Source organism: Desulfobacter latus (genome assembly GCF_013389365.1).
Classification (GTDB): domain Bacteria; phylum Desulfobacterota; class Desulfobacteria; order Desulfobacterales; family Desulfobacteraceae; genus Desulfobacter; species Desulfobacter latus.
In genome coordinates, this window is the sequence record NZ_JACADJ010000003.1 from 70,663 (window position 1) to 87,084 (window position 16,422).

The 16,422-nt window shown below is 49.2% G+C and carries 14 protein-coding genes; 3 read left to right on the forward strand and 11 right to left on the reverse strand.

Annotated features, from left to right (window positions below; genetic code table 11):
* The first annotated feature begins 3 nt into the window (after positions 1-3).
* On the forward strand, positions 4-819 hold the full coding sequence (locus HXW94_RS01435; RefSeq protein WP_178365122.1) for a response regulator: 816 nt from the start codon (positions 4-6) through the stop codon (positions 817-819).
* Between the two features lie 112 nt (positions 820-931).
* Here HXW94_RS01435 and HXW94_RS01440 read toward each other — a convergent pair whose 3' ends face one another.
* From HXW94_RS01440 to HXW94_RS01455, 4 genes are read right to left on the reverse strand one after another with little or no spacing between them, the layout of a single operon-like run.
* Positions 932-1,471 carry a 2-oxoacid:acceptor oxidoreductase family protein gene (locus HXW94_RS01440; RefSeq protein ID WP_178365123.1) on the reverse strand — a complete coding sequence of 180 codons (540 nt, stop codon included), beginning with the start codon at positions 1,469-1,471 and terminating at the stop codon, positions 932-934.
* 5 nt (positions 1,472-1,476) lie between these two features.
* Positions 1,477-2,301 carry a 2-oxoacid:ferredoxin oxidoreductase subunit beta gene (locus tag HXW94_RS01445; protein WP_178365124.1) on the reverse strand — a complete coding sequence of 275 codons (825 nt, stop codon included), beginning with the start codon at positions 2,299-2,301 and terminating at the stop codon, positions 1,477-1,479.
* Between the two features lies 1 nt (position 2,302).
* A complete protein-coding gene (locus HXW94_RS01450; RefSeq protein ID WP_178365125.1) occupies positions 2,303-3,454 on the reverse strand; it encodes a 2-oxoacid:acceptor oxidoreductase subunit alpha in 1,152 nt (383 codons plus the stop codon).
* Between the two features lie 3 nt (positions 3,455-3,457).
* Complete coding sequence (locus HXW94_RS01455) at positions 3,458-3,670, reverse strand: 4Fe-4S binding protein (protein WP_178365126.1); 213 nt, start codon at positions 3,668-3,670, stop codon at positions 3,458-3,460.
* A gap of 240 nt (positions 3,671-3,910) precedes the next feature.
* Between HXW94_RS01455 and HXW94_RS01460 the strand changes: the two genes are divergently transcribed.
* Both HXW94_RS01460 and HXW94_RS01465 read left to right on the forward strand, forming a co-directional pair.
* Positions 3,911-4,750 carry a glycosyltransferase family 2 protein gene (locus HXW94_RS01460; protein ID WP_178365127.1) on the forward strand — a complete coding sequence of 280 codons (840 nt, stop codon included), beginning with the start codon at positions 3,911-3,913 and terminating at the stop codon, positions 4,748-4,750.
* Positions 4,751-4,831: 81 nt separating this feature from the next.
* Positions 4,832-6,058 carry an FprA family A-type flavoprotein gene (locus tag HXW94_RS01465; RefSeq protein ID WP_178365128.1) on the forward strand — a complete coding sequence of 409 codons (1,227 nt, stop codon included), beginning with the start codon at positions 4,832-4,834 and terminating at the stop codon, positions 6,056-6,058.
* Between the two features lie 76 nt (positions 6,059-6,134).
* On the opposite strand, the gene cbiR is transcribed toward HXW94_RS01465, so the two are convergent.
* Genes cbiR through HXW94_RS01500 form a run of 7 tightly spaced genes read right to left on the reverse strand, consistent with a single transcriptional unit; the run spans position 6,135 to position 16,340 of the window.
* Positions 6,135-6,953 carry a cobamide remodeling phosphodiesterase CbiR gene (gene cbiR, locus HXW94_RS01470; RefSeq protein WP_178365129.1) on the reverse strand — a complete coding sequence of 273 codons (819 nt, stop codon included), beginning with the start codon at positions 6,951-6,953 and terminating at the stop codon, positions 6,135-6,137.
* 1 nt (position 6,954) lies between these two features.
* The gene (cbiB, locus tag HXW94_RS01475) at positions 6,955-7,914 is read right to left on the reverse strand and encodes an adenosylcobinamide-phosphate synthase CbiB (protein WP_178365130.1); all 960 of its coding nucleotides are present in this window, start codon (positions 7,912-7,914) and stop codon (positions 6,955-6,957) included.
* Positions 7,915-7,916: 2 nt separating this feature from the next.
* Positions 7,917-9,005, reverse strand: coding sequence for a threonine-phosphate decarboxylase (locus HXW94_RS01480; RefSeq protein ID WP_178365131.1), 1,089 nt, complete (start codon positions 9,003-9,005; stop codon positions 7,917-7,919).
* The gene (locus tag HXW94_RS01485) at positions 9,002-12,220 is read right to left on the reverse strand and encodes a type I restriction endonuclease subunit R (protein ID WP_178365132.1); all 3,219 of its coding nucleotides are present in this window, start codon (positions 12,218-12,220) and stop codon (positions 9,002-9,004) included. The genes HXW94_RS01480 and HXW94_RS01485 overlap by 4 nt, the downstream gene beginning before the upstream one ends.
* Before the next feature lies 1 nt (position 12,221).
* Positions 12,222-13,352 (reverse strand): PDDEXK nuclease domain-containing protein, encoded by a 1,131-nt coding sequence (locus tag HXW94_RS01490; protein WP_178365133.1) that lies wholly within the window; start codon positions 13,350-13,352, stop codon positions 12,222-12,224.
* Complete coding sequence (locus HXW94_RS01495) at positions 13,349-14,749, reverse strand: restriction endonuclease subunit S (RefSeq protein ID WP_178365134.1); 1,401 nt, start codon at positions 14,747-14,749, stop codon at positions 13,349-13,351. Before HXW94_RS01495 ends, HXW94_RS01490 begins: the two co-directional genes overlap by 4 nt.
* Positions 14,739-16,340 carry a type I restriction-modification system subunit M gene (locus tag HXW94_RS01500; protein ID WP_178365135.1) on the reverse strand — a complete coding sequence of 534 codons (1,602 nt, stop codon included), beginning with the start codon at positions 16,338-16,340 and terminating at the stop codon, positions 14,739-14,741. The genes HXW94_RS01495 and HXW94_RS01500 overlap by 11 nt, the downstream gene beginning before the upstream one ends.
* Positions 16,341-16,422: the final 82 nt, after the last annotated feature.

Consider the following 16,422-nt stretch of genomic DNA (forward strand, 5'->3'; position numbering starts at 1 on the left):
ATAATGAATGATAAAAGAGCGTTTCCAGGTGGGTATAATATTTTACTGGCTGAGGATGATAAAATAAATCAGGTGGTTGTCACAGGGTTTATTAAAAAATTGAATTTAGGCCGGGTTAAAATTGTAGAAAACGGCAAAGAGGCGGTAAAGATGTTTTGCTCCCATCGCTTTGATCTTATTTTAATGGATGGGGAGATGCCGGAAATGAACGGCATTGATGCCACCCTGGAAATCAGAGCCATTGAAAAGGACAAAAATCTGTTGCGAACACCGATCATTGCCCTGACAGCCCATGCCACGGCACAGGACAGGGCGGTTTTTCTAAAGAGCGGTATGGATGAATTTTTGAAAAAACCCCTGAGTCCGGAAGCGTTAACCAAAGCAGTTCAGAGAGTTATCCAGGGGAGACGTTCTGATGCACTATCCGGTGGGGAGGTTGATGCAAAAGATGAAATCGGTCGAGATTTAGAAGACCCCCTAGATCTGCAAGAACTCAAACGGATCATGAGAGGTAAGAAATCTCTTTTAAAAAATTGCTTGCAGGCCTTTGAATCCACCTATCTGTCTCTTCTTTCAAAAATGACGACCTGTATTGAAAAAAATGACTATGATGAATTAAAAAATAGTGCCCATCGTCTGAAGGGTATGCTGAAATATCTGGCCGCGCATAAAGCCGCCACGCTTGCCGGGCAACTCGAATCAATGGGCGTTTCCGGGAACATTGCGGCAAACGCAGATATTACTGTTCAAACATTAAATGATGAGTGCCATAAGATTATAGAATGTGTCAGGCAGGTATTGGCGGGGGATTTTTCCTGATGACCCCCTAACACACCGTAGCATAAAAAAAGGCCGACCCTACCCTATTGGGTGGATCGACCTTTTCTCTACTGGAGTTTGCTTAATTTCGGTTCAATCGGTCAATCTGATTTTAAGCAGCATCTTTTCCCAGAGTTATGCCAACTTCAAGCGCTTTCTTGTTCAAGTCAAAGAAAGCGGGGGGCATGGCATCCTCAATAACACTTATAGCTGATTCAGGCTTACAGATGCCTGTCATACCGATCAGCGCCCCAACGACACAAACACTGTAAACAATCGGTTTTCCGATTTCTTTAACAACTGTGTCATACATGGGCAATTCTACGATCTTGGCATTCATGTTTCCCGGTGTAACATACCTTGGGTCAACAATCATGAGACCGCCCGGTTTAATCACTGAGGCATATTTATCATAGCCTTCCTGCATCAGGGCGACAAAAACATCAGCCTTTTCAACCTTGGGGTAATAAAGATTGCCTTCTGAAATTAAAATGTCGGCACGGGTAGCGCCGCCGCGGGCAGCAGCGCCGTAGCTCTGGGACTGAATTGCATTCTTGCCCTCAAAGATTGTTGCTGCTCTGGCAAGGATAATGGCTGTAGTGATGACCCCTTGTCCGCCAGAAGCTGTAAAAACAATTCCTGTTGATTCCATTATGCCTATCCTTTCTTCATTACCTTATCTATGACGAGTTCTTGGTAAGCTGTGCAGTATTCGAGTCTTTCATTATCATCAACAAAAACGCCGCGTTGAATCAGGTCCGGATTATCTGCCAGTTTTTTGGAACCCATGGGTACGGTATTATCCTTGTACCATTCCATCATCTGGGGCGCCTCACCGGCCTTGTTTTTTCTGCCGAACTGGGTGGGGCACATGGACAGAATTTCAACCACGGAAAACCCTTTGTGTTCAATGGCTTTTTTGATTGTATTCTGGGCTTCTTTGGCGTGGTAGACGGTTGTTCTTGCCACAAAAGAGGCACCTGCGCCTTTGGCCAGTTCCACCAGATCAAAGGACTCATCAGGAACACCATAAGGGGCTGTACTTGCTTTTACGCCCCGACCGGACATGGGTGAATACTGTCCGCCGGTCATGCCGTAGATCCGGTTGTTCATGACGATGGCAGTTATATCTATATTTCTTCTGCACGCATGGATAAAGTGGTTGCCGCCGATGGCTGTGGAGTCGCCGTCGCCAAAGGGAACAATAACTTTCAGGTTGGGATTGGCAAGCTTAATGCCTGTGGCAGTGGGAAGTGCCCTGCCGTGCATGGTATGCGCCGTGTTGAAATCCAGATACCCGGATATTCTCGAAGAACACCCGATACCTGAAACTACTGAAACATCGTCGTTTTCTAATCCCAGATCATGAATCGCTCTAAGCAGTGCGCCCATGACAGTGCCGTGTCCACAACCCGGACACCACATCTGGGGGAAAAATTGAGCCCGGATATATTTATTAACATCAAATTGTGTATCGCTCATGCTATACCCCCTTTCCTGTGATCATTCGCAAAGCAGCTTTAATATCAGCCGGTTTGATGATCTGGTTGTCAACCCGGTTAGAGAAGTAAACCTTTTCAGGCTGATCCACAACACGTCTAACCTCGCGCACGATCTGGCCCATATTCATTTCAGATACAATCACGGCCTTGGCATTGGCACATTTTTCCCTGACAATCTCATCTGCGAAGGGCCAGACGACCTGAAGTTCTAAAACGCCGACCTTGATGCCTAACTGATTGCGATAGTCTTCGGCAGCCTGGAGGGCGGATCTGGTTGTCGTACCATAGCAGACGATGACATAGTCGGCATCATCCATGTAGTATTCTTTGTACCTGGCAATCTCGTTGGCTTTGCTATCAATTTTATCGACCAGGTGGTGGATCAATTCGTTGACATTTTCAGGACTGACATCGGGAAAGCCCAAAAGGTTATGATGGAGGCCGGTTACGTGGAAACGATGGCCTGCACCGAAATCGGACATGGGACGCTGGCCGTTTGCATCGGTAAGATAGGGATAGTATTGTTCACCGACGGGAATATCGGTTCTGATTCTGTCGATAACTTCGATCTCGCCGGGTTCGGGAATGACCACTTTTTCTCTCAGGTGCTGGGTGGCCTCATCAAACATAAGAACAACAGGTGTCCGGTAGGTCTCGGCTAAATTAAACGCTTCAACCGTCATTTTAAATACATCCTGGAGGTTGGAAGCGGTCATGGCAATGATGCTGTGATCCCCATGAGCCCCCCATCTGGCCTGCATCGTGTCGCCCTGGGCAACATGGGTGGGGTTACCTGTGGATGGCCCGCCTCTCTGGACATTTGCAATGACACAGGGCGTTTCAGTCATACAGGCGTATCCGATACCTTCCTGCTTAAGGGAAAATCCCGGGCCGGAGGTTGCGGTCATGGACTTTTTACCGGCAAGGGATGCGCCGATAACACAAGCCATGGAGGCGATTTCGTCTTCCATCTGGATAAATTTACCACCTCTTTTGGGAAGCTCTTTAGACAGACCTTCCGCAACTTCTGAAGACGGCGTGATCGGATAACCTGCAAAAAACTCACACCCGGCATAAAGGGCGCCTTCAATGCAAGCATCGCTTCCTGGAATAAATTGTATATTTTCAGCCATTATTTATTCCCCTTCCTCAATTAAAATTTGAATTGCCAGATCAGGGCACCGAAGTTCGCAAAGTTTACATCCAATGCAGTCTTCAGGGCGGGCTGCCACAGCTTTTTCATCGCTGTCCAGTTCCAGAACCTGTTTGGGGCAGAAGTGAACGCAAATACCGCACCCCTTGCACCAGTCTCTGTTAATAACGTGTGTGACGGATTTTCCTTTTGCCATAATTTCCTCATCCTCGGTTTCTAACCGGATTAAAATTGGGCATGTAGTTAATAGATCTAAACGTGCTTGTCTATGTTTTCCATTCTCAACCATGGTTTATTAAAAATCTATCATGCTCTATCAAAAAAAAAATTTATTTACAACTTTTTTTATTGTTTTTTTTAATCAGGTTCTAATAAAGCGTATCTGATATTTTTTGTTTCTTGTCACCTGTCTTTTGATAGGTTACCTTTTCTAATCATGATAGTGCAGAAAGAAAATACGGTCAGTGTGATTATTCCCACATTCAACCGGGCGTGGACCCTGAAAAGAGCCATTGATTCAGCCCTTGCCCAGGACTACCGGCACAGGGAAATCATTGTGATAGATGACGGATCAACAGACCCAACCCGGGAACTGCTGGCAGGGTATGGCGATAACATCCGGGTCCTGGTCCAGGAAAATAAAGGGGTAAGTGCCGCCCGGAACCTTGGGATTCAAGAAAGCCAAGGCAGTTTCATTGCCCTGCTGGACTCCGATGATGCCTGGGAAAAGAATAAACTGTCCTGCCAGGTGGCCTTTTTTCAATCCAATCCCGGCGCAATGATCTGCCAGACCGAAGAAATCTGGATCAGAAAGGGCAAACGGGTCAATCCCAAAAAAAAACATAAAAAACCGTCGGGCATGATTTTTGAGCCTTCGTTAAACCTCTGCCTGGTCAGCCCGTCGGCTGTGATGATGAGACGACAACTTTTTGAGCAAAAGGGGATGTTTAACGAGGCGTTTCCGGTATGCGAGGATTACGATCTGTGGCTGCGTATTTCCCATGATACGCCCGTGTATCTGATTGACACCCCGTTAACCGTTAAAACCGGCGGGCATGGGGATCAGTTGTCCGCCGCCCACTCCCAGGATAAATACCGGATTGAGTCCATCCTGAATTTAATTGACTCCAATGTTCTTTCTTTGGATCAGGAACAGGCCGCTTTAAAGGTATTTAAAGAAAAGTGCCGGATTTTTGCCAACGGGTGCATGAAACGGGGCAGGGAAAAAGAAGCGGCGCATTACCTGATGCTTGCCGGCGGCAAGGGGCAGCCGTGAACGCTCGGGGTTGACAGACTGTTAAGGGACAGTCATTTTTTTATAAATTGAAAATTGGTTTTAGCAAAGGAGAATTCCAGGATGAAATTTCAAAAAATAGTAGATGATGTTTACCGTCTTGCGGTTAACATTGAAGACGAAAATTACCTTTTTGAGGGAATCTGGCCTATTCCCCACGGCATTTCCATAAATTCGTATCTGATCAAGGGTGAAAAGAACGTACTCATTGATCTGACCCAGGACACCATGGACTTTCCCAAGGCCATTAGCGGACAGATGGAAGAGATCTCCCTAAGTGTGGAAGACATTGATATCATCATCATGAATCACATGGAACCGGATCACTCCGGGTGGCTTCGGGAGTTTTGTAAAAAAAATACCAAGGGCGTGATTTACTGTACCAAAAAAGCGGTTCCCCTGCTTGACGCCTTTGGCGGGGTGCCGGCGGACCGGGCCGTGGCCATCACGGACGGCATGACCCTGGAAGTCGGGGATTATGAACTCCAGTTTTTTGAAACGCCCAACATCCACTGGCCCGAAACCATGATGACCTATGAGAAAAAACGAAAAATTCTGTTTGCCTGCGATGCCTTTGGTTCCTACGGCAAAGTAGCGGACGACGCTGTTTTTGACGACCAGCTCTCCGAGGAAAAACACGCTTTTTTTGAAAATGAGGCATTACGTTATTACGCCAATATTGTTTCCACATTTTCCAGCTTTGTACTTAAAGGGCTGACCAAATTGTCCGGACTGGATATCAAGATTATCTGCCCCTCCCACGGCATTATCTGGCGGCAAAACCCCGGCGTGATCATTGACCATTATAAACGCTATGCAGAGTACAGCAAGGGGCCGGCAGAACGGGAAATTACCCTGGTTTGCTCCAGCATGTACGGCAATACAAAATCCATGCTGAACCTTGTGGTTGAGACCATAAGAAAACATAAGATTCCGGTGCATGTTTACCAGGCTCCGGGCGATGACGTCGGCTATATCCTGGCCAGTGCCTGGAAGTCCGCCGGGCTTATCTTCGGTATGCCCACTTACGAGTACAAGGTCTTTCCGCCCATGGCCCATGTGATTGATGAACTGCTTGTCAAAAAGGTGACCAACAAAAAGGTTTTCAGGTACGGCTCCTATGGATGGGTTGGCGGGGCCCAGCGGGATTTTGAATCCAAAATTGAAAAGTCCGGTTGGGATCTGCTCGGTTTTTACGAATGGCAGGGGGCGCCCACCAGTGAGGATGAAGAGACCCTGATCAAGGAGATCGACACCTTTTGTCAGGAACTGATTAAGTTTACGGAGTAAGGGACTCGGAAAAAAATTATATTCTCGCACAAAGCCTCAAAGGCACAAAGGGTCAACCGAATAAACGCTTTGTGTTTTAGTGTCTTTGTGCGGGTTTTTCAACACCTATTACAATGTTTTTAAACGTTTGGGCCAGTGCCGCCAGGGACGCTTGCAGGTCGGCAAGGTTAAAAACCTCCAGACAGACGGTTCCTGTGTAGTGTTTTAAGGGGTCCATGATTTTCCTGAACTCGCCGGGTGCCGTTTTATCAAGGCCGATGTGGTCTTTGGGGGGCTTAAGGCGTGTATCCACGCCGTGGAGGTGGATCAAATTGATTTTTGGGCCGAACAGTTCAAAGGTACGGTGTATGTCATACCCGTATTTGATATGGTGGCCAAGGTCGGCACAGACGGACAGGCCGAATTCGTTCACCAGATCTTTGAAAAGATATGGGGGATACCACAGGGTTTCTACGCCCACCATTGCCGGATCTTCCAAGGCCGGCAACAGCAATTCAAGTCCCTGTCGAGTATTGTTTTGCCAGGCCTCAATGCCGGCCTGTGACGGCATGGGTTTATCCATTTCCAGATGAAGGGTGAAGCGTGTGACAGGCGCAATGGAAAATCGTTCAATCACCCGTTTCAGGGTGTCTGCGGCGTCCCGGCGCAGCCGCAGCTCCGGTGCGCTTAAATTGATATCCGTGGGCAGGTGGACATTATAGGTCAGGTCCAGGTCCCGGGACAGTTCCGCCAATTCCTTTACATTGTTCCGGGAGGGAATCACCGCTTCGGGTTTACTTTCAAATACCAGCAGTTCAATCTCGTCAAAAAAGGCCCCGATTTTTTGGACATTGGGAATAATGTGATCCGGATAGATAAAAGAGGTCGTGCCTAGTCTGAAAGGTCTTTGCATCATATTAATAAAACAGCCCCCAGGCCAAAAGAGACCCCAATACCACGGAAACAAGGGCCGACAGCATCATTAACTCACAGGCCTTTTGAATGTGGGCAGGTTTGGGGTTATTGAACGCACCGCCGATATAGGGTTTGTCCACCCGCTTGCCATGATAGATATTGGAACCGCCGAACCGGACGCCCAGTGCTCCCGCAAAGGCGGCCTCGGGGAATCCGGCGTTGGGGCTTTTGTGATTGCGGCCCTGGGTCAGTGCCGTGGAAAGCGCCTGCCTGCCCCGGGACAGGGAAAGCATGGCTGCGGCCGACGCAATCATGGCGATGGAGAGCCGGGCCGGGATATAGTTGGCCACATCATCAATGCGGGCCGCCGCCCTGCCGAACAGGATATAGGTGTTGTTTTTATACCCCACCATGGAATCCAGGGTGTTGATCATCTTATACATCATGGCACCCGGGGCACCGAGCACCAGGGCAAAACACAAAGGCGACAGAAATCCGTCCACGAAATTTTCCGCCACGCTTTCACAGGCGGCCCGGGTGACGCCCGCCGCATCCAGGTCTTTGGTTTGGCGTCCCACAATATACCCCACCTTGATCTTGGCCTGGGTCAGGTCGCCCCTGGCCAGGGGCTTAAATACCGCCATGGCGGCCTGGTACAGGCTTTTATTGGAAAAACTGTAAAAAATCAGTATGGCCTGGATACCGGCGGCCGCACCCGGATGAATCCGGCCCACTATAAAAACAACAGCCCAGGTCAGGCCAAAGGCTGTGGCAATCAAGCAAAGGGCAAAGAAAAGGCCTGCCCGGAATGGGGTTTCAATCCGTTTTCGAAATTCAGGTTCAAAAAATGAAATGGCCCGGCCCATCCAGATGATGGGATGGGGCAGCCATGCCGGATCTCCGGCCAGGATATCCAGGATAAAGGCAGCCGCTATAATTTGCCAGGTTACATCAAAAAGCATGGCTATTCCTGTTCCCGGGCCAGGGCGGTTTTGATGCTTTGGGCCAGGGCCAGATTGATTTTATTTGTTTTCAGAGAAAACCGGACAAACCGGTCGGACAGCCCTTTGAAATTGGCGCAGTCCCGGATCAGGAATCCCTCATTTCCCACCCGGCGGCACAGCTCTGGGGCTAAGATCCGGTCCAGCCGGGCCAATACAAAATAAACCGGTGTATCAAAAAGCCGGATGCCGTCTATTTCAGCCAGGGCATGGACAAAAGCCCGGCGTTCCTTAATAATGAATTCCCGGGTCTGCCGGTAAAAGGGCAAAATGTCACCCGGGTGATCGTAAATATTTTTGATCACGGCCTGGGCCAGGGCATTGACGCTCCAGGGCTGGTAATGGGCCATGACCTTTCGGATCAAGACCTTGGCCCCGCTTAAGAAACCTGTGCGCAATCCCGGAATCCTGAAAATTTTAGACATGGAGGAGAGTACCACAAGGTTGGGCAGGTGGGTCTGCGTTACAAGGGAAAACGCTTCTGCATCCGGTACAAAGGGCAGATAGGATTCATCCACCACAAAACAGGTGTTCGTGTGGCGGCGAATCAGTGTTTCCAGATCCTGTTTGGTAATCAGGGCGCCTGTGGGATTGTTCGGGTTGCAGATAAACACCAGGTCTGCCTGTTCGGCTTTATCGGATAACTGATCCAGATCCGGAACAAAATTGTTTTCGGCAAGGGTCAAACAGTGACGGGTCTTTACATGATGGGCTGCACAGGCATCTTCATAGTCGGCGTAGGCCGGACCCAGGATCAGGGCCTTTTTTGCCCCCAGGGCCAGGGGCAGGGTATAGATGAAAAAGGTGGTGCCGTTGCCGGCGATCACACAGCCGGGATCAATACCGTAATAGTCTGCAAACCCTTTTGACATACCGGCGGCATCCGGTTCGGGAAGGGCATGAATCAGGTGAATGTTTTCCCGGATAAAAGTGTGGATTCGTTTCGGCGGCCCCAGGGGATTGAGGTTGGCACTCATGTCAATGATATCCTCAATCCTGCATCCGATACGGTCTGCAAGCTGCTGCTTATTTCCGCCGTGGCCTTGAATCATTTATTCCTCTTAAAATTTTCCGCCTGCTCAAAGATCTCTTTATACACCTCATCCCGATCCACCGGCGGATATCCATGCTTTGCCAGCAAAATAATGAGATCCACCTTCAGCTCCGCCTTGATATCATCGCGTTGGCTCCAGTCGGTATATTTGGCCTTGTCATCGACAATGACCTTCACCGCTTGGGCAAGCGTGATGAGCTGATCCGCCGGGTATTCAAAATCGTACTTGATGGTGAGGGCTTTCAGGATGTCATAAAAGGCTTTTTCTTCAAAATCAATGCCCATACCGGCGAAGGATTCCCGCTCTTTTCTGATGGCGTGGTAGAGGTCAATGATCTCATCGGTGAAATCTTCCAAAACCTCACTTCTGAGGACATCCTGTTCGCTCCGGTCGTTGTATCGCTCCACCAGGGATTTGAACTTTTCAGCAAAATCCACCCCCTTGAGCTTATTCACTTTCTTGAATTCATCAATGGCCTTGGAAAGCAGCTTCTGAAGCATCTTGAATTTGGTGTTGGGCAGTTTGATCTTGTCGATTTTCTCCAGGTAATCCGGATTAAAGATATCCACCGTTGTGGTGTCTCCCTGCCCCATTTTGAAAATCTCTTCCACGCCATCACTTTTTAACGCATCGGAGATCATCTGCCGCACCCTGACGTTCATCCGGGAGAGATCCGGTGCATTGCCTTTGGTGAGCTTGAAGATGATGGACCGCAGCGCCATGTAGAAGTGGAATCGGTCCCGTTCGTTCCGGGTGAACTGATCACTTCCCACGCAGATGTCGTAGGCGGCTTTCATTCGCTTGGACAGGGCCATAAAGCGTTTTTCCAGCTTGTCGGTCTGCTGGATCAACTCAGCCGCCATATTGAGGCAGTGGAGTTGTTGGCTGGGCTCGCCGGAGAAATAGGGCGTGGTATCGAATTTATAAAAAATTGCCTGCATCAAATCGAGATGATCCTTTACCACGCCAACGGACTGCCTGATGTCTTCGAAATTGGTGGTATCTGTCTTGGCATAGTGGGCCAGGGCCAGGTTCATCTGCTTCTTGATGCCGATATAATCGACGATCAGCCCTTTTTCCTTGTGAAGGTATTTTCGGTTTACCCTGGAGATGGTCTGAATCAGGCTGTGGCGCTGAACCGGTTTGTCGATATACATGGTATCCAGGAAGGGAACATCAAAGCCGGTAAGCCACATATCCACCACAATGGCAATCTTGAAATTGGACTTGGCTTTTTTGAACTGTCGGTCCAGCGCTTTTCTGTCTGCTTTGGTTCCCAGCATTTTGTAGAGGTCGGGGTCGTCATCTTTTCCACGGGTCATCACCAGTTTGATGCGCGCCATGGGCATGATCTCTTTTTGCTCTCTTTGGGTCAGGGTCTCGCCATGGGCGCATAACTTCACTTTAGCCCATTCCGGACCAAGGGCGATCACTTCCTTGTACAAGGCATAGGCAATGGGGCGGTTTTTGCAGACAAACATGGCCTTTCCGGCAACGGTGGCGCCCTCTTCAATCCGGGCCTCGTAGTGATTGACAAAATCGGCTGCCAATACTTTCAGGCGGTCGGGATCTCCCAGGATGGCGTTCATGTGGAGGTTGGCCCGCTTGCTGGCATCAATGGCGTAGTCGCCAGCCCCTTCTTCCTCACACTGGGCGTAGTAGGCTTCAATCTCTTCCAGTTTGCTGTTGTCCAGCACCACCTTGGCTGCCCGTCCCTCGTAAACAATGCGCACTGTGATCTCATCTGCCACCGATTCGGTCATGGTGTAGGCATCCACCACCTCGCCGAAGACATCCAGTGTGGCATCCACAGGTGTTCCGGTGAACCCCACATAGGTGGCATTGGGCAGGGCGTCGTGGAGGTACTTGGCAAACCCGAAGGTGCGCTTTACCCCTTGTGCCGTGACCCTCACCTTTTGATCAAGGTTGATCTGGCTGCGGTGGGCTTCGTCTGAAATACAGATCACGTTGCTTCGCTCGGTCAAAAGCGAAATGCTCTCGGTAAACTTGTGAATGGTGGTGAGAAACACCCCGCCGCTGTTGCGCCCTTTGAGCAACGCCCGCAGATGGTCCCGGCGCTCCACGCTGATCACGGTTTCATCCCCGATATAGCCCTTGGCCCCAGTGAAGAGCCCTGAAAGCTGATCATCCAAATCAGTGCGATCGGTGATCAGCACAATGGTGGGACTGGACAGGGCCACACTCTTCATCAAGAGGCGCGTCAAAAAGAGCATGGTATAGCTTTTCCCGCAGCCTGTAGCCCCGAAGTAGGTGCCGCCCTTACCGTCGCCTTCGGGCCTGATGTGATTGAGGATGTTTTGATAGAGCTTGGTGGCGGCGTAGTATTGGGGATAGCGGCAAAGAATCTTCTCTTCTCTCCGGGAGGTGTCCGGCAGAAAGATAAAGTTGCGGATCACATCACAAAGGCGGACGGGGTGGAACAGGCCATGGATCATGGAGTAAAGGGAGTCAATACCGTCTTTCTCGATGAGGTCGCTTCCGTCGGTTTTGCGCCATGCGTAGAAAAATTCATATGCGGCAAAAAATGACCCGGCCTTGTTGTTCACGCCGTCGCTGATGACGCAGAAGGCATTGTATTTGAAGAGTTCCGGAATGTCGCGCCGGTAGCGCACCGTCAATTGAGTGAAGGCATCGTGAATGGTGGCGTCTTCCCGGATGGCGCTCTTGAACTCAAACACCACCAGAGGCAGCCCGTTGATGTAGAGAATCCCGTCCGGTATCCGTTTTTCATGGCCGGTGATCTCCAGCTGATTCACCATTTTGAAGATGTTGGCCCTGGTGTCCGTATCATATGCTGCGTGTTCCTCCGCCACGATTTCGGGCACCTCACCCGCCTTTGGTTTTCGGAATGCAATCAAGGCGGCATAGTCGATCAACTGCACATAGAGATCTTTTTGGTCACGGTCTTCCCGCTTGAGCAGAAAGCCATCCGAGACCAGCTTCATGATGGCCTTGTTGCTCTCGTAGAGATCTGATGATGAATACGCCTCCAACTGTCGAATCACCGACTCGATTTCACCGGGTGTGATGCCGTCCGCTGCATACTGCCGGGAGAGAAACGCCCGTAGATCATTCTTGATCAACACCTCGTCCGGCTGCCGATCAATATTTTCTCCCAACAGATGAGGATACCCCATTTCTCCGAAAAGTTCGATAATAGCTGATTCTAATTTCGCTTCGGTGAATTTCATATCACTCACTCTCTGGTTCAAGGCCTTGTAGATCAGATTCAATTTCTTCTATGGTAGGTAGGCTGCCTTTTAGGTTCTCCGGTAGCGTTTCGGTCAAGGTGAATTCACTCACCCCCATGGGTTTGTTGATATCTCGCAGAGCAAATTCCGTTTCGATTTTGTTTTTGTCCCGGCAGAGCAGTATCCCGATGGTTGGATTATCTGCTTCTGATTTGAGTAAGCTGTCCACCGCAGACAGATAAAAATTAAGTTTCCCGGCATACTCAGGAATAAACTTTGTGTTTTTCAGCTCAACAACGACGTAACACTTTAATTTGATATGATAAAACAGTAGATCCAGATAGTAATCACTCTCTCCGACTTCCAGGTGATACTGCCGTCCGACAAAGGCAAATCCTTTTCCCAGTTCCAGTAAGAATTTTGTGATGTGGCTGATCAGCTGGTTTTCGATATCACGTTCGTTGTAGGGCGTTGTGAGAGTCAGAAAATCAAAGCAGTAAGGATCTTTCATGCTCTGCTGAGCCAGATCGGACTGAGGTTCCGGAAGGGTCGTTTTGAAGTTGGTAATCGCCATACCCTGCCGGGAGTAGAGATTTGACTTGATCTGCAATGCCAGGGTATCCCGGCTCCAGCCGTTTTCAATGGTTTCATGGATATAGAAGAGGGTTTCCCGATGATCTTTGACTTTATCCAGGATGATTTTGATATGACTCCATGGCAAATGACTTCCAATCAGGTTAATGATCAGGGGAGCCATTTGTTCCTTGGGCTGCGGCTCGATGTCATTTTCCAATTGTGCCCCGTCTCGGGGCACAATTACTTCTGAATCTGAAAAACTTGAAAAGAATTCATAAAATTTCTTCACATAGTAAAGATTGCGTCTGGAAAATCCCTTGATGGCGGGAAATTCTGAAGCCAAGTCCTTTGACAGCTGATCAATCACCTTATTTCCCCAGGTGTTTTCCTGAAGCGTCTTGGAGATGGATTTTCCCAGATCCCAATAAAACAAAATCAATTCCCGACTGGCTGCAAGAGCTGCACGAACCTGTGCCTGTTTGATTTTGGCTTTAATTTCCTGGAGCCAGTGGGTGTATTCAGGTGTTGCATTGGGTTGGATGTCGGTAGGTTTCATGCCAAGGCTTCCTCTGTGATTTTTTCAGCTTCGGGAATGCGGATCTCGCCGGAGATGAGTTTGGGGAGTAGGGTGTCGCGGAGATTGGTTAATTCTGTGTTGTGACATAAATTGAAACGAATACGCTTCAGCAATGGATTTACGTCTTGGTCAAACTTACGTGTCAATTCTACTTTTCCAAATGGCACATATATACTTTGAAAGGTATCTCTCGTAATGGTATTGAAAACTGATCCGTGTCCCCGATGTTGCAAATCTGACACAAACTGCCGAATTGTATAGTAAGTGTATATATCAGCAATGCCGTTTGCTCCATGAATACCGTAGCAAGATTGATTCATTGCCATTTCTTTACCGACTAAAGCACATTTACCGACGGTGCCTCTTGCACTTATAATTGTTGAACCTTCACGTAATATTTTTGTTGATGATTGTTCTAACCCCAACTCGGTTATCTTTTTGTCTGTGTCAATCACGAAAACATCCGAGTTGTTTGGGGCATCAACAACAGAAAACCATGGAATACTCCCATTCCAATATTCATCAACTGAGGTCTTAGGCGTTCCACCTCCGATTAAATCAATTAAGGTGTGAAGCTGAGAAATCTCCCATCCCTCTGGAATCCACCCCATCTCTTCCGTGAATTGAAACGCTGCGGGAAACTGCTTGGCAACCTCACGATTGGCACTCCCGTGGGCAAGGGCTTTGCGGCGGGTTTCCGCACGGGCGGCGAACGCTTCGGGGATCGGGTTTCCGGCGGCGAGGGCATTGTCGATCACCGGATCGAAGTCTACAAACCAGCTTTTGAAGAGGGCTTGGGCCATGCCTTCCAGGGTGGCGTTCATCTGGCGGTTTAGTTCGATTTTGTTGTCTAATGAGCCAAGGGTGTGGGCTATTGTTTTTTGTTCTGAGAGAGGCGGTAAATTGAGTTCAATATTTCTTAATGATGTAAGAGGCTGTCCAATTCCAGGGGTTCCAACCTGGGAAGCGTTTTTTAGCAATTCATGCTTACCAATATGACTTTTAAAAAAATAGTAAAGATATTTTGGAAATGCTTTTTGGGGATCGCATGTTATTTTCATCAAACTTGATGATAAAACAAAGCGTTTATCATACAATAGAATACCGACTTCTCCAATTGCACCCCTATGAGGAAAAATCAAGTCATCTTGATAAACATTACTCGAACCTAATGTATCGGCTTTCTCTTCTGTTATGTAAACAAACTCTCCTTCAAAGTTCGGTCCACCCGTAATATTCGTACCGCGAATCACTGGAATACCACTATCAACATAACAATCACTTTTCATGCGTGACCCAAATGGCCCGATTGCAATTGAACCTTTCGAGTCAGCTTTTAGATCATCAATTTTTGTGATAATCCATTCATTCTCCATACCCCAACACCTCCAAATTCTCCCGAATCACCGCATCCAGCTTTGCAGATTCTGCCATCTGTGCATAGAGGGTTCGGCTCATCTCGGTCATCTTGGTTTCAAAGGGTATGCCGTCATCTTCCAGGGGCGGTGCGCCGACATAGCGTCCGGGGGTGAGTACATAATCGTTCTTCCGGATCTCTTCCAGGGTGGCGGATTTGCAATATCCGGCCTGGTCTTCGTAACCTGGGAGCGCAGGCGTCTCGCCTGCATTGGCGGGCGGGACGCCCGCGTTCCCGGGATCATGCCGCCATGAGTGATAGGTCCCGGCGATGGTGTCAATATCTTCATGGGTAAGCTCTTTTTGCTTTCGGCTGATCATCTCGCCGATCTTCCGGGCATCAATGAAGAGCGTCTCCCCCTCACGGCTGCGGAACCCCCGCTCGCTGTCGGCTTTTTTGGCTTTGGTGAGAAACCAGAGACAAACAGGAATCTGGGTGGTGTAGAAGAGCTGACCCGGCAGGGCCACCATGCAGTCCACCAGGTCATTCTCCACCAGTTTCTGACGGATCAATCCTTCGCCTTTGGTGTTGGTGGACATGGACCCATTGGCCAGGACAAAGCCTGCCACACCACGATCCGACAGTTTGGAGACCATGTGGAGAATCCAGGCGTAATTGGCATTGCCCACGGGCGGGGTTTCATACCCATCCCACCTTGAATCGTCGGTGAGCTCGTTGGCTGCCCGCCATTTCTTCATGTTAAAGGGCGGATTGGCCATGATGTAGTCCGCCTTTAAATCAGGATGCTGATCCTTGAAAAAGGTGTCGGCAGGGACTTCCCCTAAATTTGCCGAAATCCCGCGTACCGCCAGATTCATTTTGGCCAGCTTGTAGGTGGTGGAGGTGTATTCCTGCCCGTAGACCGAGATGTTTTTGGTGTTGCCGTGGTGGCTTTTCACAAACTTGAGGGACTGGACAAACATACCGCCGGAACCGCAGCAGGGGTCGTAGATTTTGCCTTTATAGGGCTCGATCATCTCGGCAATGAGATTGACCACACATTTGGGGGTGTAAAACTCGCCCCCCAGTTTACCTTCGGCTGCGGCAAACTTGCCTAAGAAATACTCATAGACCCGCCCCACCACGTCCTCTTGTTTGTCCTGCACGGTATCTATGTTGTTGATGGCATCAATGAGGGCGGAGAGCTTGCTGCCGTCCAGCCCCAGGCGGGAGAAGTAGTTGTCCGGCAGCGCCCCTTTGAGGGAGGCGTTGCTTTTTTCCACCGCTGCCAGGGCGGAATCGATCTTGATGGCGATGTCGTCCTGCTTGGCGTGCTGCTGGATATAACGCCAGCGGGAGGTTTCCGGCAGATAAAAGACATTCTTCATGGTGTAGAACTCCACCATGTCGATGTATTTTTCCTGACCCTCTGCAATGAGATCCGCCCGGCGCGCTTCAAATTTATCGGAAACGAACTTGAGGAAAATCAAACTCAGGACAACGTGCTTGTATTCGGCAGATTCGACGCTTCCCCGCAGACGGTTTGCCGAATCCCACAGGGACTCTTCAAAATTTTTATTATTTTTCGGCACTGTTTTTTTCTTGGCCATTCATAATCCTTTTTTTAAAACGCACATGGGCCTTAAATGGGCGCCGCAGGCGCTTCACCTTCTTGTTTCTTGTATCTTGTCT

What these genes read in the sequence shown, in the direction of transcription:
- HXW94_RS01435 (WP_178365122.1), top strand. Translation starts at nt 4, where the DNA reads ATGAATGATAAAAGAGCGTTTCCAGGTGGGTATAATATTTTACTGGCT.
- HXW94_RS01440 (WP_178365123.1), bottom strand. Translation starts at nt 1,471, where the DNA reads ATGGAATCAACAGGAATTGTTTTTACAGCTTCTGGCGGACAAGGGGTC.
- HXW94_RS01445 (WP_178365124.1), bottom strand. Translation starts at nt 2,301, where the DNA reads ATGAGCGATACACAATTTGATGTTAATAAATATATCCGGGCTCAATTT.
- HXW94_RS01450 (WP_178365125.1), bottom strand. Translation starts at nt 3,454, where the DNA reads ATGGCTGAAAATATACAATTTATTCCAGGAAGCGATGCTTGCATTGAA.
- HXW94_RS01455 (WP_178365126.1), bottom strand. Translation starts at nt 3,670, where the DNA reads ATGGCAAAAGGAAAATCCGTCACACACGTTATTAACAGAGACTGGTGC.
- HXW94_RS01460 (WP_178365127.1), top strand. Translation starts at nt 3,911, where the DNA reads ATGATAGTGCAGAAAGAAAATACGGTCAGTGTGATTATTCCCACATTC.
- HXW94_RS01465 (WP_178365128.1), top strand. Translation starts at nt 4,832, where the DNA reads ATGAAATTTCAAAAAATAGTAGATGATGTTTACCGTCTTGCGGTTAAC.
- cbiR (WP_178365129.1), bottom strand. Translation starts at nt 6,953, where the DNA reads ATGATGCAAAGACCTTTCAGACTAGGCACGACCTCTTTTATCTATCCG.
- cbiB (WP_178365130.1), bottom strand. Translation starts at nt 7,914, where the DNA reads ATGCTTTTTGATGTAACCTGGCAAATTATAGCGGCTGCCTTTATCCTG.
- HXW94_RS01480 (WP_178365131.1), bottom strand. Translation starts at nt 9,005, where the DNA reads ATGATTCAAGGCCACGGCGGAAATAAGCAGCAGCTTGCAGACCGTATC.
- HXW94_RS01485 (WP_178365132.1), bottom strand. Translation starts at nt 12,220, where the DNA reads ATGAAATTCACCGAAGCGAAATTAGAATCAGCTATTATCGAACTTTTC.
- HXW94_RS01490 (WP_178365133.1), bottom strand. Translation starts at nt 13,352, where the DNA reads ATGAAACCTACCGACATCCAACCCAATGCAACACCTGAATACACCCAC.
- HXW94_RS01495 (WP_178365134.1), bottom strand. Translation starts at nt 14,749, where the DNA reads ATGGAGAATGAATGGATTATCACAAAAATTGATGATCTAAAAGCTGAC.
- HXW94_RS01500 (WP_178365135.1), bottom strand. Translation starts at nt 16,340, where the DNA reads ATGGCCAAGAAAAAAACAGTGCCGAAAAATAATAAAAATTTTGAAGAG.